24 protein-coding genes are annotated in these 26,387 nt (G+C 41.6%); 5 read left to right on the top strand and 19 right to left on the bottom strand.

The genetic code is table 11. The features are described 5' to 3' along the window. Window positions 1-6: 6 nt before the first annotated feature. The 13 genes from RR876_RS11300 to madL form a co-directional block, all read right to left on the bottom strand. The gene (locus RR876_RS11300; RefSeq protein WP_332478010.1) at window positions 7-993 is read right to left on the bottom strand and encodes a spore coat U domain-containing protein; all 987 of its coding nucleotides are present in this window, start codon (window positions 991-993) and stop codon (window positions 7-9) included. Next, entirely contained in the window at window positions 984-3,326 is a 2,343-nt protein-coding gene (locus tag RR876_RS11305; RefSeq protein WP_332478011.1) for a fimbria/pilus outer membrane usher protein, read from the bottom strand. Before RR876_RS11305 ends, RR876_RS11300 begins: the two co-directional genes overlap by 10 nt. Before the next feature lie 27 nt (window positions 3,327-3,353). Beyond that, a complete protein-coding gene (locus RR876_RS11310) occupies window positions 3,354-4,103 on the bottom strand; it encodes a molecular chaperone (RefSeq protein ID WP_332478012.1) in 750 nt (249 codons plus the stop codon). Window positions 4,104-4,146: 43 nt separating this feature from the next. Beyond that, window positions 4,147-4,668: a spore coat U domain-containing protein gene (locus RR876_RS11315; protein ID WP_332478013.1), complete on the bottom strand. Its 522-nt coding sequence runs from the start codon at window positions 4,666-4,668 to the stop codon at window positions 4,147-4,149. A 705-nt stretch (window positions 4,669-5,373) separates the two neighbouring features. Next, entirely contained in the window at window positions 5,374-6,291 is a 918-nt protein-coding gene (locus tag RR876_RS11320; RefSeq protein WP_332478014.1) for an acyltransferase domain-containing protein, read from the bottom strand. Continuing rightward, window positions 6,269-7,147 (bottom strand): triphosphoribosyl-dephospho-CoA synthase MdcB, encoded by an 879-nt coding sequence (gene mdcB, locus RR876_RS11325; RefSeq protein ID WP_332478015.1) that lies wholly within the window; start codon window positions 7,145-7,147, stop codon window positions 6,269-6,271. Before mdcB ends, RR876_RS11320 begins: the two co-directional genes overlap by 23 nt. Beyond that, window positions 7,125-7,805, bottom strand: coding sequence for a malonate decarboxylase holo-[acyl-carrier-protein] synthase (gene mdcG / locus RR876_RS11330; protein ID WP_332478016.1), 681 nt, complete (start codon window positions 7,803-7,805; stop codon window positions 7,125-7,127). The genes mdcB and mdcG overlap by 23 nt, the downstream gene beginning before the upstream one ends. Window positions 7,806-7,815: 10 nt before the next feature. Beyond that, the gene (gene mdcE / locus RR876_RS11335; protein WP_332478017.1) at window positions 7,816-8,532 is read right to left on the bottom strand and encodes a biotin-independent malonate decarboxylase subunit gamma; all 717 of its coding nucleotides are present in this window, start codon (window positions 8,530-8,532) and stop codon (window positions 7,816-7,818) included. Window positions 8,533-8,536: 4 nt separating this feature from the next. Next, complete coding sequence (locus RR876_RS11340; RefSeq protein WP_332478018.1) at window positions 8,537-9,424, bottom strand: biotin-independent malonate decarboxylase subunit beta; 888 nt, start codon at window positions 9,422-9,424, stop codon at window positions 8,537-8,539. Between the two features lie 3 nt (window positions 9,425-9,427). Next, complete coding sequence (mdcC, locus tag RR876_RS11345) at window positions 9,428-9,736, bottom strand: malonate decarboxylase acyl carrier protein (protein WP_016166424.1); 309 nt, start codon at window positions 9,734-9,736, stop codon at window positions 9,428-9,430. Between the two features lie 5 nt (window positions 9,737-9,741). After that, window positions 9,742-11,397 (bottom strand): malonate decarboxylase subunit alpha, encoded by a 1,656-nt coding sequence (gene mdcA, locus RR876_RS11350; protein ID WP_332478019.1) that lies wholly within the window; start codon window positions 11,395-11,397, stop codon window positions 9,742-9,744. Window positions 11,398-11,419: 22 nt separating this feature from the next. Then, window positions 11,420-12,181: a malonate transporter subunit MadM gene (gene madM, locus RR876_RS11355; RefSeq protein ID WP_168158472.1), complete on the bottom strand. Its 762-nt coding sequence runs from the start codon at window positions 12,179-12,181 to the stop codon at window positions 11,420-11,422. A 63-nt stretch (window positions 12,182-12,244) separates the two neighbouring features. Then, the gene (gene madL, locus RR876_RS11360; RefSeq protein ID WP_332478020.1) at window positions 12,245-12,646 is read right to left on the bottom strand and encodes a malonate transporter subunit MadL; all 402 of its coding nucleotides are present in this window, start codon (window positions 12,644-12,646) and stop codon (window positions 12,245-12,247) included. A gap of 136 nt (window positions 12,647-12,782) precedes the next feature. On the opposite strand from madL, the gene RR876_RS11365 reads away from it, so the two are divergent. Both RR876_RS11365 and RR876_RS11370 read left to right on the top strand, forming a co-directional pair. Continuing rightward, a complete protein-coding gene (locus RR876_RS11365; RefSeq protein ID WP_168158473.1) occupies window positions 12,783-13,451 on the top strand; it encodes a GntR family transcriptional regulator in 669 nt (222 codons plus the stop codon). Window positions 13,452-13,755: 304 nt separating this feature from the next. Beyond that, window positions 13,756-14,712, top strand: coding sequence for an NAD(P)-dependent oxidoreductase (locus tag RR876_RS11370; protein ID WP_332478021.1), 957 nt, complete (start codon window positions 13,756-13,758; stop codon window positions 14,710-14,712). Between the two features lie 106 nt (window positions 14,713-14,818). Here the strand turns inward: RR876_RS11370 and RR876_RS11375 are convergent, their stop codons facing one another. The 4 genes from RR876_RS11375 to kdgD all read right to left on the bottom strand — a co-directional run bounded on the left by RR876_RS11375 (window position 14,819) and on the right by kdgD (window position 18,537). After that, a complete protein-coding gene (locus tag RR876_RS11375; RefSeq protein ID WP_332478022.1) occupies window positions 14,819-15,532 on the bottom strand; it encodes a FadR/GntR family transcriptional regulator in 714 nt (237 codons plus the stop codon). A gap of 216 nt (window positions 15,533-15,748) precedes the next feature. After that, window positions 15,749-15,940 (bottom strand): type II toxin-antitoxin system prevent-host-death family antitoxin, encoded by a 192-nt coding sequence (locus RR876_RS11380; RefSeq protein ID WP_332478023.1) that lies wholly within the window; start codon window positions 15,938-15,940, stop codon window positions 15,749-15,751. A gap of 68 nt (window positions 15,941-16,008) precedes the next feature. Beyond that, window positions 16,009-17,595 carry an aldehyde dehydrogenase (NADP(+)) gene (locus RR876_RS11385; RefSeq protein WP_332478024.1) on the bottom strand — a complete coding sequence of 529 codons (1,587 nt, stop codon included), beginning with the start codon at window positions 17,593-17,595 and terminating at the stop codon, window positions 16,009-16,011. A 30-nt stretch (window positions 17,596-17,625) separates the two neighbouring features. Further along, entirely contained in the window at window positions 17,626-18,537 is a 912-nt protein-coding gene (gene kdgD, locus RR876_RS11390; protein WP_004981518.1) for a 5-dehydro-4-deoxyglucarate dehydratase, read from the bottom strand. A 480-nt stretch (window positions 18,538-19,017) separates the two neighbouring features. On the opposite strand from kdgD, the gene RR876_RS11395 reads away from it, so the two are divergent. The 3 genes from RR876_RS11395 (at window position 19,018) to RR876_RS11405 (ending at window position 22,972) form a co-directional block, all read left to right on the top strand. Beyond that, window positions 19,018-20,379, top strand: a complete 1,362-nt coding sequence (locus RR876_RS11395; RefSeq protein WP_062035299.1) for an MFS transporter — start codon at window positions 19,018-19,020, stop codon at window positions 20,377-20,379. Window positions 20,380-20,455: 76 nt separating this feature from the next. Further along, window positions 20,456-22,006, top strand: coding sequence for a galactarate dehydratase (gene garD / locus RR876_RS11400; RefSeq protein ID WP_332478025.1), 1,551 nt, complete (start codon window positions 20,456-20,458; stop codon window positions 22,004-22,006). Window positions 22,007-22,081: 75 nt separating this feature from the next. Continuing rightward, the gene (locus RR876_RS11405) at window positions 22,082-22,972 is read left to right on the top strand and encodes a DMT family transporter (protein ID WP_332478061.1); all 891 of its coding nucleotides are present in this window, start codon (window positions 22,082-22,084) and stop codon (window positions 22,970-22,972) included. A gap of 38 nt (window positions 22,973-23,010) precedes the next feature. On the opposite strand, the gene RR876_RS11410 is transcribed toward RR876_RS11405, so the two are convergent. Both RR876_RS11410 and RR876_RS11415 read right to left on the bottom strand, forming a co-directional pair. Continuing rightward, complete coding sequence (locus tag RR876_RS11410) at window positions 23,011-23,721, bottom strand: response regulator transcription factor (RefSeq protein ID WP_332478026.1); 711 nt, start codon at window positions 23,719-23,721, stop codon at window positions 23,011-23,013. A 10-nt stretch (window positions 23,722-23,731) separates the two neighbouring features. Continuing rightward, on the bottom strand, window positions 23,732-26,380 hold the full coding sequence (locus RR876_RS11415) for a sensor histidine kinase KdpD (protein WP_332481916.1): 2,649 nt from the start codon (window positions 26,378-26,380) through the stop codon (window positions 23,732-23,734). Window positions 26,381-26,387 lie beyond the last annotated feature (7 nt).

Here is a 26,387-nt window from a genome sequence, read left to right on the forward strand (position 1 = left end):
ACAAGCTTAATAAGTTAAGGTTACCGTAATTGTGTCAGAATATTGTCCAACACTACTGATCGGTTGCACTGGAACAGCTGCATATACTGGAATAGTTTGACTATCTACCACATAAAAAACATTGCCTTGCCAAGTTTGAGAACGGCTTGCATCTTTATATAAATTGTATTGAATATAACTTCCTACAGCATTTCTCATTCGTCTTTGAATACCTAGGGCATTGATACCATTATCCAAACTAACTTGCATACTGGTTCCCGCTGGGCAAGCCAGTCGTATGAGACCTGAACCGAATAGTGGATTTTTCAAATGTTCGACTGCCCCAAAGTCAATATCGGTTGCAGACTGAATCAAACAGCTATTTTCATAGTTAGAATTGACGACTATATGATTCGTCGCCATGTTTGGACTTCCAAGCACTTCCAAATCCGTTGGTGCTTGCATTCCGTATCGAGAAGAAAAATAGAGTTTTAAGGTCGCATTGTTAGTTTTATAGAAAGCTGCGGGTACATTCTGCCCAGCTAAAACCTGACCATAGATTTTGATCAAACCACTTTGATTTCCTGCATTTGCACTGACTTGAAAAGTCTGACATTGAGCTTGATTTTTAAAGTCAGAAGCTGGTAGCTTCCGTGTACGAGCAGCATCATAATACAACTGATAATTGAGCAAAGGTGCTGGATAAATATCATAACTAATCATGCTGCGTGGATCATTTCCAGCTGGACTCGTGTTATCTACAACCAAGCACATTTTATAGGTGATGGGCTGACTCCAATTAGAATTACAAGTAAACGTTACATCCGTTGAAACAGTTGAAGAGCCTTGGGCATTCGCTGTACCTAGACTTAAGGTTGTTCCTCCAACCCAGCAACTCTCGGCAGCATAAACAGGTGAATAAAAGAAACTACAGCCTATAAATAAAAAGCTGACGGGAATAAGGCGTTTCATTAATTTATTCACTTTGAAAACATCATTTAAATTCATTGGCATACGATTTTTCCCAAATCACTATAACCATCCAAAGTTTCAATATCGGGTAACTTCACGCGACACTGATTGAGTTGATCACCTATATATAGCATATTACTTTTTACATTATCTAAATACACCATACCCTCATGCGCTACAATCGTCGTCGGTTGCTGTGTCGGATTTTCTTGCCAAACTGAAGTGCCAACAATTAAATTTTTCCCTTGGGAATCGACCGCTTGAAATTGAACGGTTTTCACTTGATACATCGGGAAACGAATAAATACTCCACTCGACTGACGAGGTACCGCATCTTGCTGTGTAGTTTCAATTTTTAAGTTGATAGGCAAATCCAAAGTATCTACCGCTACACTGTTGTGTTGATATGGATTTAAATGGTCAAGTAATAAATAACCTTTCCGATTTGTTTTACCTATTAAACGATTTTCTAAACGTACTGGTACATCTGCAACTTGATCTGTTGAGACAATTGCAAATGAGCCATTACTTAATCGTTTAGGCAGGAATGTATCTTTTAGAATGACCACTCCACCATTTACAGAAGCATAAGCACTAGTATTATTTTGTTGATCTGATGCGGTATGTTGCACATTCAACTGTGCTAAACCATAACGTCCCAAATAATCAAGTTGTCCCTGAAACTGTGAGTATTGTTCAGTCTGATTCGCTAAAGCTTGCCATCCTAAACCACCTTGGTCTTGGTCCACTGCATGTAGGAAATTGAGTCCGACTTGGTTTTGATCATTGCTACGCTGTGCTGTCATGGTTGCAGAGTTGCGTTTTGCCCATGGAAAATTAAAAGACAAATAATAGCTATTTTCTTTATTTAAAAGGTCACGGCTATAGCTTAAGCCTAAGTTCATGCGTCGCGGTAAAATATAAGACCAGTTGAGTAAAACAAAACGACTACTGGCTTGGTCAACATACTCCTGCTGAATATAACTTCCACCAAACTGACCAAGCTGGGTATTAAACCCCATGTAAAATTGATCAGACTGACTGGCAAATGTCGCATCATTCAGACTTGCAATATCATTGAACTGTCCAAATTGACGTAAACCATTGTAGTTTAAACTGATTAGCGCAGAGTTCCAGCTATAGCCTAAACCTAGTAACTGCCCTTGTTGCTCAGGCGTATGGCTATAAGCATAAGAAAGGTTAATTTGCCCTGCGCGTTTACCTAATTGATAAACCGTGCCTAAACCTACTTGTTGCAGCTGTTCTGTCAGTTCAGCATGTGTCTCGACCGTAAACGTATTGCTCATGCCATAACGATAACTACCATTAAAGGCTAGATCATCGGCATAATCAAAAGAAGAGACGCCATAGTTAAGTTTCGGATAACCTAAATTCAAAGACCAATCATTTAAACCCTGTGCCAGTAAATGATTGGCTCGATACAAAGAAAAATTTTGGACTTGCTGCTGACCATTAATATCGGTAATGACCATTTGAGCATTACCTGCTCCTGTAATACTCGGTATCGTTTGTATATCGAACTGTCCTGGTACCACATTTTGTGAGGATTGCTTAATACCGTTAATAATCAGATCAATTTGTGAAGGCAAAGCCACCTGACCTTTAAAACTCATTAATGGCGTTGTCACCATATAAGGCTGTAATGCAAAATTTTTAGATATGCTTAAACCACTTAAACGTGTAGACCGTGTCCATGTAAGCGCATCAGTTTGAGCATCCCCCAGACGTAATCGAAGCAGTTGATCCGGAAAGTCTTTTTCCCAGTAAGTATCAAGTATTTGGCTATCGGTAAAAGTATGATCCCGATATTGATAGTTTCCTGACAGACTCAACACTCCATCAAACAAGCCAAAATAACGTAATTCATTCCAGCCATTAAAGGAAAACGTATCATCCGTTTGTTGAGCAAATGCTGTGTAATTAAGCAATGCTCCTTTTGTTTCTTGTAATGGATTGATACTGGCCGCAGGTAACGCTTGATAGCCGTATTGGTTCTGTCCAGCCAACAACTCTATCGGGACGTGTATCGATATTTTCTGATTTAGATCATCATACTGATAACTCAAACCATTGATTTGATCTAGGGCAATATAATTTACCTGATCAATGACAGTTTTCGGTGCATTCGTGTGGATGGCAAAATTATCTAAAGATGACTGATCAATATACAGCTGCTGACCCTGTTGCAGGAAGTGACCAATTTGAGACTGAACGGACTGATTCAGCTCTACATCCAAATACAAATCTTGTTGAACTTCGTTCACCAACTCTGGGGAGTTCGACACTGCAAAAGCTGAAGGTGCTACCGCGATGATTACTCCTGCACATAGTAAGTCACCAATTCGAACACTCAATGATAGAACTCCCAGAAATATTCTATATCAAGGAGATATAGGAAGTTCTTGTTCACGAATATCCATATTCACTACAGCAACAAATTTTCCATTGGGTTTGACATTTATTAGAGTAGGAATAGACCACTGCATCGTTTGACCACTCAACACATAACCCATCAGTCCCATTTGTATCGGTGTTTTATGCCCTTGCGCATCCACATAAGCAAACTGGCTAAAACGTTTATAGTGCTGTGACTGGTTGCTCACTGTTAAGGTGTTTGTGCTGTATTTAAAAGTCATCCCTTTTAATGAAGTCAAACCTTGTTGAACGGGTTCAGAGGATGAAGCTTTAAAGAAAACAGGAATCGAATATTTAAGTAAAAGTTGAAGTCCACTTTGCTTTTCTAGTTGCGGATCTGGTAATTCATCCACGATTAAACGATAAGCCTGTTCAGATGAATTATTGCCTGGATTGGCACGAATGAGTCTGACAAGTTGTCTCTGACCTGCGGGAATCGTAAGCACCATAGGGCTCGCTATCAGGTCTTTGGATGGTGTCAAAATATCTTGATGATTACTTTGCGTCCACGTATTTACTCGAACTTGACCTCGGATAGCTTCATCTCCAGTATTGGTTAACCAGAGCTCTTTAACTTTTTCCTGAGGCGAAAATTCCAATAAAATAGGCGCAACCTGTAAGCTTGCAGCATGCGCCTGTGTCATAAAAATACTCGTTGCCAATACACCCAAGCTACACTTGCGTAGTACACTCGACAAACGTGTTGTATTTTTCATGCCGATACCCTTTTCTTTAAGAATATCTATTCGATAGCAAAAATTAATACGTTACTATAGCAGTAACCACGTCACTATATTTACCTGCTCGAACGTTAGTCGAACCTGATACTTTAGCAACGACTGGAATCGCTTGTACGCTACCAGAGCCAATACCCGAATATTGTTTATTGTTATTATTCCATTGATCTTTATCACTTGTATTTTGGAATAATTGGTACGCGATACTAGATGATGAATCTGTCTCGTGAGTCATTTTCCCACTACCAGATAAACCTACGCTATAAGGCGTCTGACTAGTACAAGTTACGTTTAATGTCCCTGTCTTGTCATTTGCAACTACACCACTATTTACGCTGCCAAAATCAATATCAGTCGCATTGATTGCACATGTAGAAAGGACTTCGATTTTAACCTTAAAGTCTGTGCTTGCTGTTTTTGAAGTTGTAGCTGCATTCGATTGACCTGCTAAGACTAAGCCAGTAGTCGCCAATAATGCAGTAGTGATAAAGTTTTTCATAAACGCCCCAAGTATTAAATCAGATAGCCAAAAAGCAATCGTCATGAACAACATTGCTTTTAATCTTTACTCTTTTAATTTGATGAAATTTCATACATATAAAAAAGCAAGTGTGAAAAATATCACATTTTTTTAATTTTTCAAGAGGTTTTACTTTTTTTTAGTATTTTTTGTTATAAATATCATTCTTTATTAAAATAAGAGGTCGCAAGTGGGGTAATTTGTATTAAGCTTAAAAACCAAATTTTTACATTTCCAATAAAAGCGATATCAAAAAAATACATTTATAAATTCATGTTAAATGCACACATTTGTGTTTTAGTATATAAATATTATGGTCTGTTATAGCAGAAAGTTATCTTAAATTGCTGCCAAATACTGATCATGATAATCTTTAAATATTTTTATAATCAATGATATAAATCAAAAAACTTATTCTTTTATAAAAAGGCTTTCTCTTAATTCCTACTAAGATATCAGCAAAACCCTTCATCTTTGCTAAAACAAGAATCAATACTAGGGTTAGGCTTTGATCATTTAAAAATCATACTGTTCAATTAAACATTTAGGCTTTGGATAATTTCTATCCTAATAACCAGCTAATATCACATCATCTCTTTATAGAGTGAACTTCACTCTTAAATAAAAATGTTACTTAAATACTCTCGATCTAAAATATTGTATTGCATCTATCTTCAAAATTATTGAATACCTATTCGTCTATTATTTTTAATTTTTATAATACCATCATTATTCTACATGCACTTTTTCTAACCATGCCTGCAACCCAGACCAACTTTTAAAATCATCCACCGCACGTACGATACAATTTGGATTGCGCTCTAATAGCATTTTACTTAAGGCATTGCCCGGCCCAATTTCTAAGACAACATCAGGCTGATTTTCTTGTATAGCACTTAAGCAAGCATCCCAATCAATCGCATGATTCATTTGGTGAATCAACGCATTCACTGCATCTGTAGTCTTAAAAAACTTATGTCCGCCCGAACCGCTAATCATAGCCGTGCATAAACCAACAAAGTCTTGCTGCTGTAAAACTTGCCGATACGGCTGAACCGCAGCATCCATACATACGGTATGCGATGCAATAGTAACATTCAATCGTTTAACAAAACGTGTTCCTCGCAATTCAAGTTGCTGAGCAAGCTGCTGTAAATTAGCATCGGCCCCACCCACGACAAAACTACTATCACTCAGTTTGATGGAAAGTGCAGTTGAGGTTTCAGTCAACAACGCTTCAAGCGTATTGAGATTGATACCCTGAACGGCCATTAAGCCACTTGCGTGTTGAGTGGCTGAAGACATCAACGAGGCACGCTGCTGGGCTAAATACAGGCCTTGCTCCAAACCAGTTTGCGTTGCGCAAATGAGTGCACTTAACTCGCCGAGTGAATAACCTGAGAAGCTCATAAGGTCTTCAATCTCAGGTTTTAATTTTTGCCAACGACACCATTGCAAAGCAAAAATAAAAGGCTGCGCGAACTCATTCGGATACAGATCCGCTTCGGTTAAATCTGAACAAAAGAGTTGCGGCAAATGCTGCTTTAAAATATGTGATACATGAAGCTCATCTGCCAGAGTGAGCAGCTCTTGAACATGCGCTAAGCTTTGGAGCCCTTGCCCACTAAATATGATTGCGAAATTCATGTTCCACCTTCAGCATGAATAAAGTCACTCCCAATAAATCGGCACTGCCTCCCGGACTTAAGCGATGCTGAACGAAATAATCTTCCACTTTAGCCACATCTTGCATCCAATTGTGTTGTAACACACCACCACGGCCCAAAAACTGCTTAGCTAGATCCTGCACAATATACAAGGCGGATAAACCACCGCGCCAAACAATATTGGTATCTTGTACATAAGCCATAAGACTGAATAAGGTCTGAATTGCAGCCCGCTGTGCATTGGCCGTTTTGGTATAAATGTCGATATACGTTGGCAAGGCAACATCCATCACCGTTTTAAAACCTGAGGCCACTTCTTCAATCGCCCCTGTGATGCCATATTGACTACGCATACTTTGCCCATGACTGTTGGGATTTCGCTCTAAATGATGTAACAGCTCATCCTGCCAAGTGCTTTGAATTTTTTGACTGATCGAGCCTGCATTCAAGGGACTATTATCTGCTAGACATTGCCCGACTGCTGCACTGGCAAAACCTAAATTAAAAATCGCCCCTTTATGGGTATTGATCTGCTGAGTTGCAATCATCATTTTTTGCTCAGCTAAAATGCCACACTGTCGAATCTCTTCAAAATCGACATCACGATAGCCATTCAAACATTGTGCCTGAAAATAGCCCTGTAAAGCATCCACACTACATTGGAACAAGCTAAAGTCCATGTCATAATGACTGCCCTGCGAACTTGGACAAACCAAACCGGGCTTATGTTCTAAACTGGCTTCATCCAATAACGCCATACATGCCAAACGGTCTAAAGTTTCAGCAGTAGTGATAATGCTTGGACATAAAACTTCATGTGGTTGTAGCATCTGCATATTCCAGTTTCCCTTCGAATAATTGTTCTAATCTCAGCATCTCAACACGCTGAATTCCTTTGACGATCACTTGCTGTTTCATTTCAGGAAAAACCGCAATTAGTTCATTAAATGACACATGCCAGTCTGGATGGATTTGAATCTCGCCATCTAACCGGATAGAACTCTGGGCTTGGACTTGTTGAATGAACTGTAAAATTTCTGGTACATCATGTTGATGCTGTGGATACAACAACAGATCTAAGTCTGAAGTCGGTCTGACATAAGCCTCCTGCGTAAGAGACTGGTAGGCATAGGAGCCATAGACATACACTTTGCAGCCCAATTGTTCTAAGTTGTCTGCAAAATCACTCCACACTTTAGGTTGTAGGAGCTGCGAGTCAGCTTCTAACAAAGCCTGTAGAGAAAGCGGTCGAGTGATCTGTTCGATCTCGTGTTTCTCTACTAAGCACGCCACACGATATTTATAGCCCTCAAGCAAGCAGTTGATCGCCAGCTTCACTTGTCCCACATCCACATCTTCCTGCCGACAAACGGTCATTGGAATATGTTGGTTCAACAACTGATACACCTTTTGTTTCACCGTTTCTGGTAAAGAAACATCTAAAAAATGTAAGGTTACTGAATCACGAAGATAAGCTAAGTCATGACGATCCATATCTGCTTCCTTAACTGTGGACAACTTTCTCGATGATCTTATTACACAACACACGCCCTTGACGCTGCTGCCCCACCACACGGCGTTGATCTGTCCGATAAGCTTCAAGATGTTGTTGTTGATTTAACAGTGCTTGGCTGACCCAGTCGGTCTCCAAATCTGGCCAAATGGCATTGATTGCGCCCATTTTGTAAAAGTTTTCTGCCCCTGGGGCAAAAATAGCTGAGCTTTGGGAAAGTTCTTTTAACTTTTCGACTGGAATTTTAGTAACCCGTGCCATCGCGTTTAAGTCCATGACTTTCACTTGCGAATCACTGAGTGCATAAACTTCGTTTGCCATTAGGCCATAAGAGAGAAAGCCGCCACTGACCGCTTGACCGAAAATAATCGCGAGGTTGGCATGCCCACTTCTACGCAATAGATCAACACAAGATGCCAAATGCGCGAAGGTACGGTTTAAGCACAATAACTCATCCGCACGGGAAAGATCTTGGCCTTGCGTATCCACAATAAAGACCACGGGAGTTTTATTGCCTTGTTGTACCAATTTCAAAATTTCTGAGGATAATTGAATGGCAATGTCTTGATTGATGGGTGCTGCATTAACTGTACCCAAAATCCGTACTGGACCTGCGTCCGTCTGCGCATCGCCCTTAATCACATAACCTTCGATCTGATAATCCAGTTGACGCGGAAACAACTGTTGTAAAAGTAATTCTGTATTCATGAGCTCATCCTTGCTTTAACAACACAACTTCATGGGCAGACAACATTGGAATTTTTTCTGGCTGTGAAATTCCCATGTCATGCCAAATCTGTAAACCATCATTTTTACCAAACCAGCGTTGGTACTGCTGCTCAAGCTGTTGCTGCTGTTGCAATAATTGTTCTAACTCTAAAGGAGCTGCCGTAGCATCTAGCTGCGTTAAAATCGCATCACGAATATCGGCAATATCATCCTCAACCAAAGCCTGTACATGGCTCAGTAAATAACGATGTTTACCGCCAGTCACGCGCCACACTAAAGCACGGTCTTTCGAGTCAAACTCTTCGACGCCTTTCACTGTTTCAATCACTTCTGGCCCAGACAGTGCCAAACGCCCTTCTTCCGTCATGATGATGGCACTACTTAAACACGCACTGATGCCCATCCCACCGAAAGCGCCACAGGTGCCGCCAATCACGGTAATAATGGGAATACCCGCATTTCTTACCTGCAACATGGCACGCATAATTTCGGAAATGGCGATGAGACCGGCATTGGCTTCATGTAAACGCACACCACCTGAGTCAACAAAAAACAGTACCGCTTGCGCTTGATCTTGAATGGCTTTATTTAAAAGACCGACAATTTTCGCCCCGTGGATTTCACCCACAGCCCCACCCATGAATTGACCTTCTTGGGCCATGATATGTACAGGTGTTCCGTTTAAACGCGCTGTACCAATAATCACGCCATCATCAAAACTTCCTGGAATATCCAAAGCAGAGAGATGCGGGCTGACTTCAACCTCAGTTGGCTTTAAGATTTCATGAAAACTCTGAGCATCGGCGACCGCTTGAATACGCGCACGTGCGGTTTTTTCATAAAAACTATTTTTGAGCATCACTTGATCCATGTTCTATACTCCCTTAAACATAGATATTGCTTGGCTTAAGCGTAGATTCACCACCGCTGGGGTCGCGCCCATATCATTTAACTGAAATTTAAGCCCTGCTACCGCATGACGTTGTGCAAACTCGTTCAGTACAGACTGCCAAACATGTTGAAAACCGACGGCTGATGTCGTGACTTCAATCTGACAAATATCAGCCTGATCATGCTGTGAAACCAATACTTCTAAATTTCCAGAACCGACCACACCACAAATGACCGCCGCTTGTTCAGCGCTCAGCGGTGCTGATTGCAATTCAAATTTTAACTTTTCCATGTCGATCACCAATTTCTAAAACGACTTGGGGGACTATATAAACCACCCGACCATTTAACTAAATCTTTCACCGATTTTGCCGCCAACAAATCACGACTGACCTGTGTTGGATCGATACCCAAATCTTCTGGGCGTTGAATAATGCCGCGCTGGCGTAACTCTTCCACTTTGGCCTCATCACGCTGCATCCCCACTGGGGTATAACCAGCCACACCACGAATGGCTTGTTCACGTTCTTCTGGAGTACGACATAACAGTAAGTTGGCAATACCTTCTTCCGTCACAATATGGGTTACATCTTCGCCATAAATCATGATGGGCGGGAGTTCACTCTCCATTTTGTCCTGCAACTGCCACGCATCTAACTCTTCAACAAAAACAGGATGCATATGTTCACGGTACGTTTCGACCAGTTGCACTACCAGTTTACGACCTTTAATCAGTTTACCGTCGACTGCTTCGCGCCCTGCTTTGGTATAGGCATAACTGGCATGACGGCGTCCATGCGGGTCAGAACCCATATTCGGCGCTCCGCCAAAACCAGAAATACGGTCTACAGTTGCAGTTGAACTGTTGCCTTGTAAATCAATCTGTAAAGTCGAACCAATGAAGAGATCGCAGGCATATAAACCTGCGGTTTGGCTAAAGGCACGATTGGAACGCATGCTGCCGTCACTCCCCGTAAAGAACACATCTGGACGTTCTTTAATATAGTCCTCCATCCCCACTTCAGAACCGAAGCTATGAATCGATTCGACAAATCCACTTTCAATCGCAGGAATTAAAGTCGGGTGCGGATTCAAAGCCCAATTGGTACAGATCTGCCCCTTTAGTCCTAAGGATGCCCCATACGTAGGTAGTAACAATTCAATTGCCGCGGTATCAAAGCCAATACCATGATTTAAACGTTGAATTTGATATGGTGCATAGATCCCTTTAATCACCATCATCGCCATTAAAATTTGCACTTCAGTAATTTGTGCGGGATCACGGGTAAACAAAGGTTCTATATAGTTGTGCTTGGGACTTTCGATATAAAAATCGACCCAATCCGCAGGTACATCGACACGCGGTAACTTATCGACAATTTCATTAACCTGCGCAATCACAATGCCGCTTTTAAATGCTGTCGCTTCAATAATCGCGGGCGTATCTTCCGTATTCGCACCTGTATAAAGGTTGCCCTCACGGTCAGCCGCATGTGCCGTAATCAGGCAGACATTTGGCGTCAGATCAATAAAGTATCGCCCATACAGCTCGAGGTAAGTATGGATCGAACCAATACTGATTTTTTGCTGCTGAACCAATTGTGCTAGACGTAAACTTTGTGGGCCTGCAAAGGAAAAATCGACCTTAGAAGCAATGCCTTTTTCAAAGACATCAATATGACTCGGTAAAGCCAATACTGACTGCACGATATGTAAGTCATGAACCACCTCTGGATTACACTGACTTAAACTCTTTGACAAAAAGTCGGCCTGCTTTTGGTTATTACCTTCTAAACAAACGCGATCACCACTGGAAATTACCGTTTCCAAAAGTTCAATCACCCGAGTATGCTCAACTTGTTTTTCAAAGCCTTTTTCTTTGGCAAGATTCAACTTTTCTTGTCTACGGGTGCGCTGCTTATCCCATAAGCGCGTCTTAACCATTTGGTTCATGGGGGTCACCTTTATGCTGTGCTTAGCCGAAGATGGCATTAATTGTGAGAAAAAATACAGAGGGTCCAAGTAAACAACCAAGACCGGTATAGAAGGTTGCGACCAATGCACCATAGGGTACTAAACGCACATCAGTTCCTGCTAAACCTGCTGCTGTACCACTGGTCGTCCCCGCCATTCCACCAAAAACCATGGCAGAACGTGGACTTTTGAGATACATAAATTTTGCGAACAATGGCGTACCCACCATGAAAAACACCGCTTTAATCAGACCAATTGCAATCGATAATGCAATCACTTCTGAGCTTGCACCAATGGCTGAACCCGTTACTGGTCCAACGATGTAGGTCATCGCACCTGCGCCAATCGTGGTCATCGAAACGGGATCTTTATAACCCATCAACCACGCGACCATTGCACCAATCAAAAATGGAATCACGCAGCCAAGTGCAAGCGCGATCAAGCCCACCTTTCCTGCTTTTTTCACTTCTTTGACGTCGACTTCAAACGCCGTTGATGCAATGGCCAAGTCACGAATCATGGCACCACCGAGTAAAGCAAAACCTGAGAAAATGGCGATATCTGAAATGCCCTTTTCACCTTGAGTATAAATCCCTGCGAAATAAGCCAAGACTAGGCCCATAGTGATGGCAATGGCTGAGCTTTGTAACTTCCCTTTGGTAAGATATTTCGATAAAAGATGCGATACATACATCATCAACCCAGTCACTGCGAGCGCCGCGACGAGGGCATTTTTGGTAAAAACCGTAATTATTTCTTCCATTGCGTTTCTTCCTTGTAACCGTACAACTGATTGTTATTTCGTGTTAAGACAACACCCTTGTCCTTAAGCAGCTTTTTCAGTTGGCTCTACAGCCCATTCATAGCTTTCATAGTCGCCACTGGATTTATTTAACCAACGAATCACCAAGACGGTACCAATCAAAGACGCAACCGAAACAATCAGACCCAACATCCCGCCTGACATAGCAGCAACGACGTTTTGGCCTGCCGACATTGCAACGACAATTGGGATATACATACCTGACCAGTACAACACACCAAATTGAGTCACTTGCGGTAAGTGCCCGCGTTTAGCTAACAGTTCCTTCGATAGAATTAATAAAATCATGGCGATAGCCACACCACCTACATTGGCTTGGACACCGAGTGCAACTCCGAGAACATTGCCTAGATAAACACCAAGTAAATGGCAGATTGCCAATATGGCTGTTCCGTAAATAATCATTGCTGAATCCTCCCTGGATCATGCAGCGCTTCTAATAATCTGACTTATAATTTGCTATAGTTATAGCTTATCTGTATCCAGTGTACAATGTTTTGTACTCAAATAAACATAAATTGTATACAATTTTTGGTGATGTATGACTTCAATTGCGGAACTTCCTCTTTCTATTCAAATTAGTAAAAAGTTAGAGGATGATATTATTTATGGTTTTTTCCTGCCTGGGACTAAGCTAGATGAACAAGAGCTTTGCGAACGCTATGGTGCTTCACGCACCCCGATTCGTGAGGCATTAAAGCTATTGGCCGCTGAAGGCTTGGTTGAAATTCGCCCGCGTCGTGGTGCAATTATTCCAGCTATTAACTCACTCACCCTTTGTGAAATGTTCGAGGTGATGGCTGAATTAGAAGCCATGTGTGGACGACTGGCAGCACGGCGCATTCAACCTGAAGAAAAGCAAGAATTACAGCGCTTACATCAGTTATGTCAGGACTATTTAAATCAGAACGACTCAGAAAATTATTATGAAGCCAACCGTTTATTTCACTTTGCCATTTATCAAGCCAGTCATAATGCCTTTTTAATTGAACAAGCGTGTACCTTGCACAAACGTTTACACCCGTACCGTCGCCTACAACTCCGCGTTAACCATCGAATGAATCATTCATTTTCAGAACATAGCGCAATTTTAGAGGCCATTTTTGCAGGTGATGAACAAGAAGCTGAGGCTTTGCTGAAAGCGCATGTGGTAATTCAAGGTGAGAAATTTACGGACTTTATTTCAACCTTAGAGCATTTAAATCCTTAACTAGAAACTGGACTTGTTTGAGCTGAGTTGTTCATGCTTTTGATGTTTAGCTTCATATTCAAGACCATTCATGTAGCGAAGATAAATACCAAGAAATGTGCATCTATTTCTTGGTATTTTTTCGTGATGAGTACCTTGATTAGAGCAGTATCAGATGCATCTCCTTCCTAGAAACTCACCGAATTGAAATCAAAATATGAATTGAACAATGCGCAACTGCCCTGCGTATGATGATGTGATATAGAAATCAGCACTTAGATGACATATGATGTCTTATATCAATTTTTATGTTGAATACTTCCTTATGTCGACTCTCAAAGTAACCTGTGCCGAAAAATATGTCTTAATTGATCAAGCATTTCAATTCGATTTTCCTGTGCAATACAGCGAATTCCAGCAACTCGATCAAGAGCAATTTCAAACACAAGTCCATGATCAAGACGTCATTATCATTAGTGATTTAAATGTGAATGAACAAGTTTTAGCCAACAACCCCAATCTAAAGCTCCTCGCACTCTGCTCAACTGGCTTTAACCACGTCAATCTGCCTCTGCTCAAACAACATGGCGTTCAAGTCTGTAATATCCGTGGCTATGCAGGCGATGCCGTTGCCGAACATGCGTTTACCTTAATGATTAATTTAATTAAAAATTTTCCTCAACAGGTTGATGGTGTTAAACAAGGATTGTGGTCAACGGGCAACAGCTCATTCTTTTTAGCTGCTCCAATGGGTGAACTCAAAAATAAAACACTGACCATTGTTGGCAAAGGTGAAATTGGTTTATCACTTGCACAAAAGGCGCAAGCCTTTGGCATGAACGTGATCTTTAGTGAGCGTAAAAATGCACCTGTCTGCCGTGACGGTTATGTCCCTTTTGAACAAGCAGTTGAGCAAGCAGACATTCTGTCTTTGCACTGTGAGTTAAATGCTGAAACCCAACACATGATCGATGCTTCAGTCTTTGAACACATGAAAGAAAAAAGTATTCTGATTAATGTTGGACGTGGTGGCTTAGTGCATGATGCCGACCTGATTGCAGCAATTGAAAGCAAAAAAATTGCAGGCTTTGGTGCTGACGTATTAAATCAGGAACCGCCTGCCGATGACCATCCGCTACTCCAACTACAACGCCAGCATGCAAATGTCATGATTACAGGACATATTGCTTGGGGAACGGATGAAGCACAGCAACGTTTATTTGATATTTTACAAAGTAATATCAATCAAAATATGCAAGGTGTAGAACAAAATATTGTTTAAATACATCATGCTTCAATAGACTTTGCATCAATAAAAAAGCAGCAGACTCGAATTAAGTCATGCTGCTTTTTTATATCAGAACTTTAACGGTCGTTAAGGCCTAAAATTATTGCTTAAACTTTTTAATGCTTTTTGAGAGATGAGCACGCATCATTTGACGCGCCAAAAGTCCATCTTGATCCACAATCGCATTGAAAATATTAACATGGTCATGATGTACCGCTTTTAAATATTCTTCACGATTTTCTGGACTTTGTTCAATCGACTTCACCCGTGCACGCGGGATAATTTTCTCACCCAAGTACTTCAAAAAGTCCACAAAATATTGGTTGGCAGAGGCCTCTGCAATCGCAATATGAAAGTCATAATCGGCTTTGACGGTGCCATCATTTTCACCCGATGAAATATGCACTTCAAAATCATTTAATGCCGCTTTCATCTGATCAATATGTACTTGTTTACGACGTTCAGATGCCAAAAATACGGCTTCTGATTCTAAACTGATCCGCAATTCCAGTAATGCCACAATGTCATTGATGGTTTCTAAACTAGCATTCGAAAGTAAAAAATTTTGTTCGATGGAATGTTCTTTGACAAAAGTACCAATGCCATGGCGGGTCTCGACATAACCGAGAGAACGTAATTCGGTAATAGCCTCTCGAATAACCGAACGACTCACTTCAAACTGTTCAATCAGTTCAAGTTCTGTCGGAATTTTTTCTCCAACCGTAAAGTCTCCTGATTGAATTTTTTCAATCAATTGCGCGACGATGATTTGGCTTAATTTTTTTGTTGATCTAGATTTAATCGCACTAGACATAATGAAAGAGACTCACCAAATATTGGAAAATTAGAGACTTAGTTTACTATAACCCTACCCAATAGTCCTATAGTAAGTTGTTTGGACTTCAGTTGTTATCGGGAGTGGGGATACATCATATCAGTCTGATCGTGTCATTCAAACTAACACTGTTTATTCAAAAAAGGAAATACACGCCTGACATGCTCGTACACTAGATATTGAAGCCCGAAACCTTCAGCGAGATTCGGGCTGTTTTGGAAATTTCGCCTCAAATTCTGCTTTTTTATAAGCCTCATAGGAGGCCTTGCTGATCATCACCGCAGATTCTCGGCCTTTTCTGGTGATTTCGACGGGATCACCCGCGACTGCTTTATCCATAATCATAGACAATAGCGCTTTGGCATTACTACAGTTAAAACTTTCCATACCCTACCATCCTTAAGAAAGCCACGCGATGACGAAGCACAGCGTGGCTCAGAAAAAATTAGATTGACTTATAGTGCTGCTTTGGTCAACTCACCATTAATCAAGCGGTTAATCTGCAAAGGGTTTTCATTTTTAAGTGCATCTGGCAACAGAACTTGTGGGGTATTTTGATAACACACTGGACGCATAAAACGTTCAATTGCCCCTGTACCTACAGAAGTTCCACGTGCATCGCTGGTTGCTGGGAATGGACCACCATGCACCATGGCATCACACACTTCAACCCCCGTTGGGAAGCCATTAAATAACACACGCCCTGCTTTACGCGTGAACAATGTTAATAATGCTTGTGCCGTCGCCAATTCAGCCTCTTCACCAATGATGGTGGCTGTCAACTGACCTGCAAGTTGATGAATGCCTTGCAATAAAGTGGCTTCATCATCCACTGCAATCACAATCGACATTGGACCAAACACTTCGTGTTGTAATTGAGCATTACCCGAAAGCAAGAGGCTTTGGTCAGCTTGGAACAAATACGCCGATGCTTGAGAAACCAGCGTCGCTGCTTGACCCTGAGCAATTTGCTCAAAACCCGCCTCTGCATTGAGAGCAGCTATACCCTGTTGATAGCTTTTCAACGTCCCCGGATTTAACATCACTTGTGGAACGGCTTGCTCGGTATGAGCCACCAAACCTTCAACAAAGCGATCAAATTCAGGGCTTTTCACGCCTAAAATCAAACCGGGTTTGGTACAGAATTGACCGCAGCCCATGTTGAATGATGCCACTGTCTCTTGTGCAATTTGCGCACCACGAGCAGCTAATGCCTGAGGCATCACCACCAATGGATTCACACTCGACATTTCTGCAAATACAGGAATCGGTTGTGGACGGTTTTGCGCAATATTGTACAGCGCCATACCACCTTCAAGAGAGCCAGTAAAACCCACAGCTTGAATCAATGGATGTGCCACCAAATCCGCACCAATACGTCCACCAAAGATCATATTGAAGGTACCAGCTGGCATGCCACATTTTACGACGGCTTTTTCAATGGCTTCAGCCACCAATTCAGCCGTTGCCATATGCCCTGAGTGTGCTTTAAATACCACCGAACAGCCTGCTGCCAAAGCAGCAACCGTGTCACCGCCAGCAGTAGAAAACGCCAATGGGAAGTTACTTGCACCAAACACGGCAACAGGGCCTATAGCCACTTTGCATTGGCGAAGGTCTACGCGAGGCATTGGCTTACGCTCTGGCAATGCAGGATCAATACGTGCGCCATAGAAATCGCCACGACGTAACAACTGAGCAAATAAACGCAACTGACCTGTAATACGCCCTGTTTCACCTTGCAAACGTGCTAAAGGGAGGCCCGTTTCTAAAGATGCAACCTCTTGTAGTGATGCACCTAAAGCTTCAATTTCAACGGCAATTTCATCTAAGAAACCGGCACGTTGTTCTTGCGAAGTTTGGCTGTACAACACAAAAGCGGCTTCTGCGGCTTGAGCTGCAGCATCAACTTCTTCAATACTCGCTTGACTAAAAAGGTAGCCCGTAGGTTGATAGTCTGTTGCATTAATACTTTCAAGTGCAGCTGCATGTACTGCTACACGCTGACCCTTGATAAATTGCTTACCTATATTCAATGCCATGAATAAACTCCAATGCCTAAATTTCTAAACTTATTGCGGACCTAAAGTTGCAATTAATGCAGCCAAATCTTCGAAGTCTTTCGGAGTTAAATCACTTAATGGTGGACGAACAGGACCCGCATCATAACCCACAATCTTCGCACCCGCTTTAATCATACTTACGCCATAACCCGCTTTACGGTCACGGATTTGGATTAACGGCAAGAAGAAATCCTTGATTAAACGATCAGTCGTTGCTGTATCGTTAGCACGAATTGCGTGGTAGAACTCCATGGCAGTTTTTGGAATGAAGTTAAACACTGCAGATGAATACACTGGGCAACCAAGTGCTTTGTATGGAGCTGCAAATACTTCAGCTGTTGGTAAACCACCTAAGTAAGATAAACGGTCACCGACAGTTTGGGTAATGCCTGTCATCATGTCGATTTGACCAGAACTATCTTTAAAGCCGATCAAGTTCGGGCAAGCAGCGGTTAGCTGTTGTAATGAATCAAGAGTCAGAAGAGATACACTACGGTTATAGAAAATGACACCGAAGTCTACAGAGTTACATACTTGTTTAACGTGTTCGATCAAACCTTCTTGGCTCGCTTCCGTTAAATAGTGTGGCATTAAAAGAATACCTTGAGCACCTAGACGTTCTGCTTCTTGAGCTTGTGCAATCGCTTGACGTGTTGGACCACCTGCACCCGCAATAATTGGCACGCTACCTTTACAGGTATCAACTGCAGTCTTAATCACTTCAGAATATTCATTACCCGTTAATGAGAAAAACTCACCTGTACCACCCGCCGCAAAGAGTGCACTTGCACCATATGGCGCTAACCATTCTAAGCGCTTTTGATAAGTCGCTTTATTAAAATCACCATTCTGATCAAAGTCAGTTACTGGAAAAGAAAGTAAACCATCAGAAATAATGCTCTTTAACTCAACTGCTTCCATTGTAACTCTCCATAGTTATCTACAAGTTGTCTGACATCCTATAACATAAATTTTCAATATCCAATCTTTTTTCTCAAAAAGCCCAAAAAATTGCTCGAGAGTTAAATAATAGGCAGAAAATCCTATACTTTTTCAACTAATTGCTGATTTAGTTCCGCTTTTAAAAAGAATAAAATATGATGTTTTATGCGTATAAATAAGTCGCCCTTAGGAAAATGAGCTAGTCATCATATCTCTTAAATTATTTAAACCTTTAATATTCAATATTTTAAATAAAAATTCGCTAAGACTTCAAAAAAACAAATTGCAAACAATTTAGAAATAATCATAAGATGTCATACATCTTTAAAGACTGCTTTGAGCATTTTGGAAGAAATAGGTATTTACTCATGATGAAAAAATACCTATTTCGTTAAATAGACATGAAGTCACTCTAATTTGATTGCGCACAAATTAGGTTACGGATAGAAGAGTTTGTGTATGGAAAACTTACAAACGCAAAGCGCCGCTACAGTTGCAACGGCCAAACATACCAAGACCCGCTACTTAATTTTAGCGATGATCTTTATTGTCACCTCATTAAACTACGGTGATCGTGCCACCCTTTCTATGGCTGCTTCACCAATGACACAAGAGTTGGGAATTGACTCTGTGACCATGGGCTATATTTTTTCTGCATTCGCATGGGCCTATGTGATTGGTCAAATTCCTGGAGGCTGGCTACTCGATAAATACGGTGCGCGAAAAGTTTATTTTGCCAGTATTTTTTTATGGTCGTTCTTCACGATTTTAATTGGTTTTTCGGATATTTTCGGCAGTACTGGCGCTGTTATTAGTGTCCTGTTTTTATTGCGTTTCCTTGTTGGCTTATCTGAAAGCCCTGCTTTTCCAGGCAATAGCCAAATTGTGGCGGCATGGTTCCCCACCAAAGAACGCGGTACAGCAGCAGCCATTTTTAACTCTGCACAGTATTTTGCAACCGTGATCTTTGCACCATTTATGGGTTGGCTGGTTGCTCAAGTGCACTGGCAATCTATTTTCTGGATTATGGGTGGTCTTGGTATTGTTGTATCGTTTATTTGGTTAAAAGTAATTTATAGCCCAGTGAATCACCCAAGTATCAACCCTTCAGAACTTGACTACATCAAACAAGGTGGTGGTTTAGTCCTTATGGGGGAAGATAAAAATAATACTCAGCAAAAGAAAAAGACCTCTTTTGCCGATATTAAACAGCTTCTTTCTTCGCGTATGTTACTGGGGATTTTCATCGCGCAGTATTGTATTAACTGCTTAACCTATTTCTTCTTAACTTGGTTCCCTGTGTACCTTGTAAAAGAACGTCATATGACTATTTTACAGGCCGGTTTCGCTGCGGTTGCACCTGCGCTGTGTGGTTTTATTGGCGGCATTTTAGGTGGTTTGGTTTCAGACCGTCTTATCAAAATGAATCATTCCGTGACTTTCGCACGTAAGCTGCCAATTATTTTAGGTCTGTTCTTATCAACCAGTATTGTGATCTGTAACTATGTGGAATCACATACTGCCATCATCTTCTTTATGTCATTGGCTTTCTTCGGCAAAGGCTTTGGTTCTTTAGGTTGGGCGGTGATGTCTGATGTTGCACCAAAAGAAATGATCGGTTTATCGGGCGGTTTGTTCAATACCTTTGGTAATACCGCAGGCATTGTGATTCCAATCGTAATTGGTTACATCATCAGCTCAACAGGTTCATTCAATAATGCTTTAGTCTTTGTGGGTATCCATGCCGTGATTGCACTGCTGTGTTATCTATTTATGGTTGGCAAAATCGAACGCTTCCAACTGAAAACCACTGCACCTTAATTCATCCGCTTCATGCTTTACCAGAGCTGGCTAGCTTCTAGCTAGCTCTGTTTGCCACTAAATACAAGGAACGATCATGCAACAAAGACCACTACTCATCAAAATTAATCCGCAAGACAACGTCGCGATCGTGGTGAACGATGGTGGTCTTGCACAAGGAACTTATGTTGAAGCACAAGACATCACTTTGGTTGAAGCTGTCCCTCAAGGGCATAAAGTCTTATTAACAACATTGAAAGAAAATGATCCGATTGTGCGCTACGGTGAAATTATTGGATATGCAAATAAAGCGTTAAATGCAGGCTCATGGGTCAATGAAGCGGTTACACTGATGCCTGAAGCACCAACTCTAGACTCTTTAGAACTTGCGACTCGTCCTGCACCAGTACTTGAACCACTCACTGGTTACACTTTTAAAGGTTATAAAAACAAAGATGGTTCTGTTGGAACCAAAAACTTATTGGCAATTACCACCAGCGTGAACTGCGTTGAAGGGATTGTCGATCATGTGGTGAAAATCGTAGAGCGTGAATTACTGCATAAATATCCAAATGTCGATGGTATTGTCGGACTCAACCACTTATATGGCTGTGGTGTCGCAATTGATGCACCTGCGGCGATTGTGCCGATTCGTACCATTCATAACTTAGCGCTGAATCCAAACTTTGGTGGCGAAGTGATGGTGGTCAGCTTGGGCTGTGAAAAAATGCAACCTGAACGCTTGCTGAATATTCCTGCTGAAAACAAACGCATTCCTGTTGAAGACCAAGATATCATTCAACTGCAAGATGAACGTCATAATGGCTTTCAGAGTATGGTTGACCACATTTTGGCGGTGGCGGAACACCATTTAGAAAAACTCAATCAACGTCAACGTGAAGAAGTATCTGCATCACATTTGGTGGTGGGCATGCAATGTGGTGGCAGTGATGCCTTTTCAGGTGTGACCTCTAACCCTACTGTAGGCTTTGCTTCTGACCTTATTGTCCGTTGCGGCGGAACCGTGATGTTCTCAGAAGTCACTGAAGTCCGTGATGGCATTCATTTACTGACGCCTCGTGCTGAAAATGAGCAAGTTGCAAAAGACCTCATTCGTGAAATGCAATGGTATGATGACTACCTCGCCGCAGGTAAAGTAGACCGCAGTGCCAATACCACCCCAGGTAACAAAAAGGGGGGGTTAAACAATATTGTGGAAAAAGCCATGGGCTCGATTGCTAAGTCTGGCAGTTCCGCAATTGTTGAAGTCTTGGCACCGGGGCAAAAACCAACCAAGAAAGGGCTTATTTTTGCTGCAACGCCATCTAGCGACTTTATTTGTGGTACACAACAAATGGCGTCTGGTATTACTGTACAAGTCTTTACCACAGGTCGTGGCACACCTTACGGTTTAGCTGCAGTTCCTGTCATTAAAATGGCGAGCCGTAACACCATTGCCAACCGTTGGTATGACCTGATTGATATTAGCGCGGGTGATATCGCGATTGGTAAACGCAGCATTGAACAAGTGGGTTGGGAATTATTTGAACTCATTTTACAAGTTGCAAGCGGTGAAAAGAAAACTTGGTCAGATCACTGGGGAATTCATAATTCACTTGCAGTCTTTAACCCTGCCCCTGTGACCTAAACTTTATAAGCTAAGTAGAGGAATCGGCTGATTCTTCTATTTACCTGTTTATGTACTCGGAAACACAATCTTATGATGCAAAACACATCATCGCCCTCCACGGCTGTGAGTAAAGCACTGCTCTGTTTAATGACTTCAGCCTTGCTGTTTTCGATTATGGGCGTTTGCATTCGTTTTGCATCTGAAACGGTAGATAATCCGACAGTGGTCTTTTTTAGGAATGCTGTCGGATTATTTATTTTTATTCCTATGCTGTTTAAGCAGGGTTTAAGTTTTATTAAAACCGATAAATTGTGGATGCATACTTGGCGCAGTGTCGTCGGTTTAGCTGCAATGTATGGTTTTTTCTATGCCATTGCACATCTAAAACTATCCAATGCAATGGTGTTTAGCTACTCCTCCCCGATTTTTATTCCACTGATTGCCTACTTCTTTCTCAAAGAAAAAATAAGTCTCGGCATGATTATCGCGGCGGTTGTCGGTTTAGTCGGGGTACTGTTGGTGGCAAAACCCGATCAAGGGATGTTTAATGCATTGTCTGTGATTGGCCTAGGTGCTTGCTTCTTATCCGCAATGGCCTTTGTCACTGTACGTGCACTGACCAGTACTGAGCCACCTGAACGGATCGTTTTCTATTTTTGTATTTTTGGCACGCTCATTTCATCTATTCCAATGTTTTGGCACTGGCGTATCTTCACACTCAAAGAATTGGCCCTACTGATTACCGCAGGGCTGTTAGCCAACATTAGTCAGCTGTTTATGTCTTATGCCTATAGTTTAGCCCCTGCTGGGCAAATTGGGCCGATGAATTATATTGCGATTGTATTTGCAGGGATTTGGGGCTTTATTTTTTGGCATGAGATTCCTGACATGTTCAGTATTCTCGGTATATCTATTATCTTAATCGCAATTTTGGCTTGTAACCCTATGATTACGAATAAAATTAGGCATCTTTTGAAATTCTAAGTTAGCCAAAATCGATTATTAAAAAGTTGAGCTTTTTACTATGTTCGGTTTACTGCGTCAAAACGCAACCCGACCCCTGCAATAGTAAAAATATACTTTGGGTTCATCGCTGAGTCTCCGATTTTAGTTCGGAGTTTTTTCACCAAGATTCGAAGATAATGCGTATCTTCTTCATGACTAATGCCCCATAACTCGGTCATGATTTGTTTTTGTGTGACGATCTTACCTTGATGGCGAATCAAGAGTGCTAACAGTTGAAATTCTTTTTTGGTGAGAACAATTTCTTCCTGAGCAAACGTCACCACATGCTCAGCCACATCCACAGATAATTGACCATCATTAAATACAATATTCTGTTCAGACTGTTGTGGTTTATTGCGAAACAACACTCGAATACGAGCACATAATTCCTGAATGCTAAACGGTTTGGTGACATAATCATTCGCACCTGCATCGAGCAATTTAATTTTTTGATTTTCATCAGGACGTGCAGACAACACAATCACAGGAATATCTGACCACTGTCTCATCTCAGTCAACACCTGCTGTCCTTCCATATCTGGCAAACCCAAATCTAAAATCAGTAAATCTGCACCTCGTGTTGCCAAAATTTCTAAGCCTTTCATGCCATTTTCAGCCACATGCACCTGATAACCTTGCGCACGTAAAGCAATGTCTAAAAATTTTCGAATTTGAGGCTCATCATCAATAATCAGAATTGATGCATTCGGATGGATTGTTTGTGGCATAAAAATGTTTTTAGTCCTGCTGTAACGGTAATCGTATGCGAATTAAAGTGCCTTGACCATCTGTTCCAGCAAAAGCTTCGATACTGCCCATATGAGCGCCAATAATGGCTTTGACAATCGCCAACCCTAAACCTGTTCCTGTTTTCCCGCGATCACCACGCTGCATGGTGTAGAACATATCAAAGATTTGCTCACGTTCATCTTCGGGAATGCCAATCCCCTGATCGATAATGTCAATTTGCAGAAATTGTTCCTGTTGCTGAATCTTTATTTCAATCGGAACATTATCTGGTGAAAACTTGGCGGCATTTTCTAAGACATTAAAAATGGCTTGTTCAATCAAAGCAGGATGCACATACAATTGAGGAAGTTCTTCCGCCAAAGCAACCTCAATTTTTACCTCAGGCTGATAGCGTTTAAGCCGTTGAGTTGCCGAGCCAATCAGTTCATCCACACCGATCCAAGCACGACTCAAAGTCAAACCCTGATGACCTAATCGCGTCATGTCCAACAGGTTTTGAATATAACGATCCAATCGTTCGCCCTCGATATGAATGGTGTCTAATAATTCATGGCGATCGCTTTCAGGCATCTGTTCACCATAATATTTGAGCGTATCTGCCGAGCCAATCATCGCGGCTAAAGGTGAACGTAAATCATGCGATACCGAAGACAGCAAGGCGGAGCGGAGCTTTTCCGTTTCAGCCACCACACGAGAGTTTTCCAACTGTAACGAGAGTTGAACCCGAGCAACAGTTTGCGCAATATCTTCAATCATCAACTCAGTTAAACGCTGCAATTCAAAGCTAATGGTTTGAGCATTTTGATGAAAGCGAATTGCAATCACGCCATATTCTTTCACTAAATTCAGCGGAATGAACCACCAATCAGAATTGGTCAACGTATTGGTAAAACGTCCACAGGGTTTCGCATTCTTCTGCGTCCAATCTGCGGCAATTTGATCTTTTTCATTTAAGACGGATGGATCACCTAAAGACTGATTTTCAACTTTTAACCAAACCGTGGCATTTAATGAAGTCTCCAAATGTTGTTTGGCGACATTTAACACCTGTTCAATATCTACACAGGTCGATAGCTTGCGCTCTAATTCCTGTAACTGTAACGACACTGAATTTGCAGCACGTAGGCTAAGCACCTGAGCGCGTAATTGGTTGGCTAAACGCCCGACCAGTAAAGCTGAGACAATGAACGTGATAATGGTAATCACCCCACGTTCAGCACTAATCATAAAGGTAAAGCGAGGCTCGATAAAAAAGTAGTTATAGAGTAAAAAACAGACGAATACGCTGATAATCGTAATCAACATGCGTGCGCGTATCGCAACCAATAATACAGTCACAATAAAAATTAAGGCTAAATCACTATACCCAATAAAATGATCACTGATTGCAGCCACAATCAATCCTAGCAATACAATGATAATACTTTCAAACACTTCACGTTGATTAAACGCCAAGCCTTGTTCCAGCCAAGATGAATAAGCCACATCTGTCTGCAAACGCTTTTCATTATTTTTGGCTTTTAAAGGCTGAACAAAGGTGATTTCAAAAGGATGCTGTTTCTCTAACAGTTGATCGGCAATATGATCTGAGAATAGCCGCTGCCATAACGATTTTTGAGGGCTTTTGCCGAGTAAAATATTAGATGCACCATAATCATAAGCCGCTTGTAAAATGGTCGATGCAATATGATTACTATACAGCAAATAGGTATCTGCACCAAGCTTACGTGCTAGATTAAAGGCTTTAGTCACTGCAAAGGCTTGGGTCGTTTCAACCTTACTTTTTTGAATCGAAATGACGCTCCACGTTGCATTGCGCCTTTCCGCAATCCGATGGGCACGGCGTACCAAATCTTCTGAAAACTCAGAACCATCTATCGCCAACATCACATGATTTTGAATCGGAATAATCTGCCCTTGCGCAACAAATTTTTCCCGATAATCAATATCAACCTGCCCTGCAACAGCTTGAATTGCCAGATCACGTAACGCTGTCAAATTCGCAGCTTTAAAAAAACCTTGTAATGCATGGGGGGCAACATCGGCGAAATAAATCTTGCCATGATTCATCCGTTCTAATAATTCAGGAACAGGTAAATCAACCAGTCGAATATCTTTCAAACGTTTAAGTAATGCATCGGGGACGGTTTCAGTTACCCGAATCCCCGTAATTTGAAAAACCACATCATTGAGGCTTTCCAAATGCTGAATATTTAAGGTGCTATAGACATCAATGCCTGCATCCAACAACTCATTGACATCTTGCCAACGATATTCATGCCGACTATTGGGTACATTGCGATGGGCAAGTTCATCAACAAGCACAATTTGAGGCTTTAATTTAAGAATTTGGTCGAGATCCATCTCGTCCAACATTCGCCCCTGATATTCCACAGGCTTCCTTGGAATCACATTGAGCCCTTGAATCAAAGCTTCGGTGTCAGATCGACCGTGAGTTTCCACCACTCCGACCACCACATGCTGTCCTTGCTGCATCAACTCATGCGCTCGGGTCAGCATGGCATAGGTTTTCCCTACCCCAGGTGCTGCACCCAAGAAAATGGTCAAACGTCCAGATTGTTCACGTTGACTATGTGCCAACCATGCATCTGCTTTGTTATTACGGTCGATCTGCATAATTACG

This window comes from Acinetobacter sp. (assembly GCF_036666595.1).
Taxonomy (GTDB): domain Bacteria; phylum Pseudomonadota; class Gammaproteobacteria; order Pseudomonadales; family Moraxellaceae; genus Acinetobacter.

What these genes read in the sequence shown, in the direction of transcription:
- RR876_RS11300 (WP_332478010.1), bottom strand. Translation starts at nt 993, where the DNA reads ATGCCAATGAATTTAAATGATGTTTTCAAAGTGAATAAATTAATGAAA.
- RR876_RS11310 (WP_332478012.1), bottom strand. Translation starts at nt 4,103, where the DNA reads ATGAAAAATACAACACGTTTGTCGAGTGTACTACGCAAGTGTAGCTTG.
- RR876_RS11315 (WP_332478013.1), bottom strand. Translation starts at nt 4,668, where the DNA reads ATGACGATTGCTTTTTGGCTATCTGATTTAATACTTGGGGCGTTTATG.
- RR876_RS11320 (WP_332478014.1), bottom strand. Translation starts at nt 6,291, where the DNA reads ATGAATTTCGCAATCATATTTAGTGGGCAAGGGCTCCAAAGCTTAGCG.
- mdcB (WP_332478015.1), bottom strand. Translation starts at nt 7,147, where the DNA reads ATGCAGATGCTACAACCACATGAAGTTTTATGTCCAAGCATTATCACT.
- mdcG (WP_332478016.1), bottom strand. Translation starts at nt 7,805, where the DNA reads ATGGATCGTCATGACTTAGCTTATCTTCGTGATTCAGTAACCTTACAT.
- mdcE (WP_332478017.1), bottom strand. Translation starts at nt 8,532, where the DNA reads ATGAATACAGAATTACTTTTACAACAGTTGTTTCCGCGTCAACTGGAT.
- RR876_RS11340 (WP_332478018.1), bottom strand. Translation starts at nt 9,424, where the DNA reads ATGGATCAAGTGATGCTCAAAAATAGTTTTTATGAAAAAACCGCACGT.
- mdcC (WP_016166424.1), bottom strand. Translation starts at nt 9,736, where the DNA reads ATGGAAAAGTTAAAATTTGAATTGCAATCAGCACCGCTGAGCGCTGAA.
- mdcA (WP_332478019.1), bottom strand. Translation starts at nt 11,397, where the DNA reads ATGAACCAAATGGTTAAGACGCGCTTATGGGATAAGCAGCGCACCCGT.
- madM (WP_168158472.1), bottom strand. Translation starts at nt 12,181, where the DNA reads ATGGAAGAAATAATTACGGTTTTTACCAAAAATGCCCTCGTCGCGGCG.
- madL (WP_332478020.1), bottom strand. Translation starts at nt 12,646, where the DNA reads ATGATTATTTACGGAACAGCCATATTGGCAATCTGCCATTTACTTGGT.
- RR876_RS11365 (WP_168158473.1), top strand. Translation starts at nt 12,783, where the DNA reads ATGACTTCAATTGCGGAACTTCCTCTTTCTATTCAAATTAGTAAAAAG.
- RR876_RS11370 (WP_332478021.1), top strand. Translation starts at nt 13,756, where the DNA reads ATGTCGACTCTCAAAGTAACCTGTGCCGAAAAATATGTCTTAATTGAT.
- RR876_RS11375 (WP_332478022.1), bottom strand. Translation starts at nt 15,532, where the DNA reads ATGTCTAGTGCGATTAAATCTAGATCAACAAAAAAATTAAGCCAAATC.
- RR876_RS11380 (WP_332478023.1), bottom strand. Translation starts at nt 15,940, where the DNA reads ATGGAAAGTTTTAACTGTAGTAATGCCAAAGCGCTATTGTCTATGATT.
- RR876_RS11385 (WP_332478024.1), bottom strand. Translation starts at nt 17,595, where the DNA reads ATGGCATTGAATATAGGTAAGCAATTTATCAAGGGTCAGCGTGTAGCA.
- kdgD (WP_004981518.1), bottom strand. Translation starts at nt 18,537, where the DNA reads ATGGAAGCAGTTGAGTTAAAGAGCATTATTTCTGATGGTTTACTTTCT.
- RR876_RS11395 (WP_062035299.1), top strand. Translation starts at nt 19,018, where the DNA reads ATGGAAAACTTACAAACGCAAAGCGCCGCTACAGTTGCAACGGCCAAA.
- garD (WP_332478025.1), top strand. Translation starts at nt 20,456, where the DNA reads ATGCAACAAAGACCACTACTCATCAAAATTAATCCGCAAGACAACGTC.
- RR876_RS11405 (WP_332478061.1), top strand. Translation starts at nt 22,082, where the DNA reads ATGCAAAACACATCATCGCCCTCCACGGCTGTGAGTAAAGCACTGCTC.
- RR876_RS11410 (WP_332478026.1), bottom strand. Translation starts at nt 23,721, where the DNA reads ATGCCACAAACAATCCATCCGAATGCATCAATTCTGATTATTGATGAT.
- RR876_RS11415 (WP_332481916.1), bottom strand. Translation starts at nt 26,380, where the DNA reads ATGCAGATCGACCGTAATAACAAAGCAGATGCATGGTTGGCACATAGT.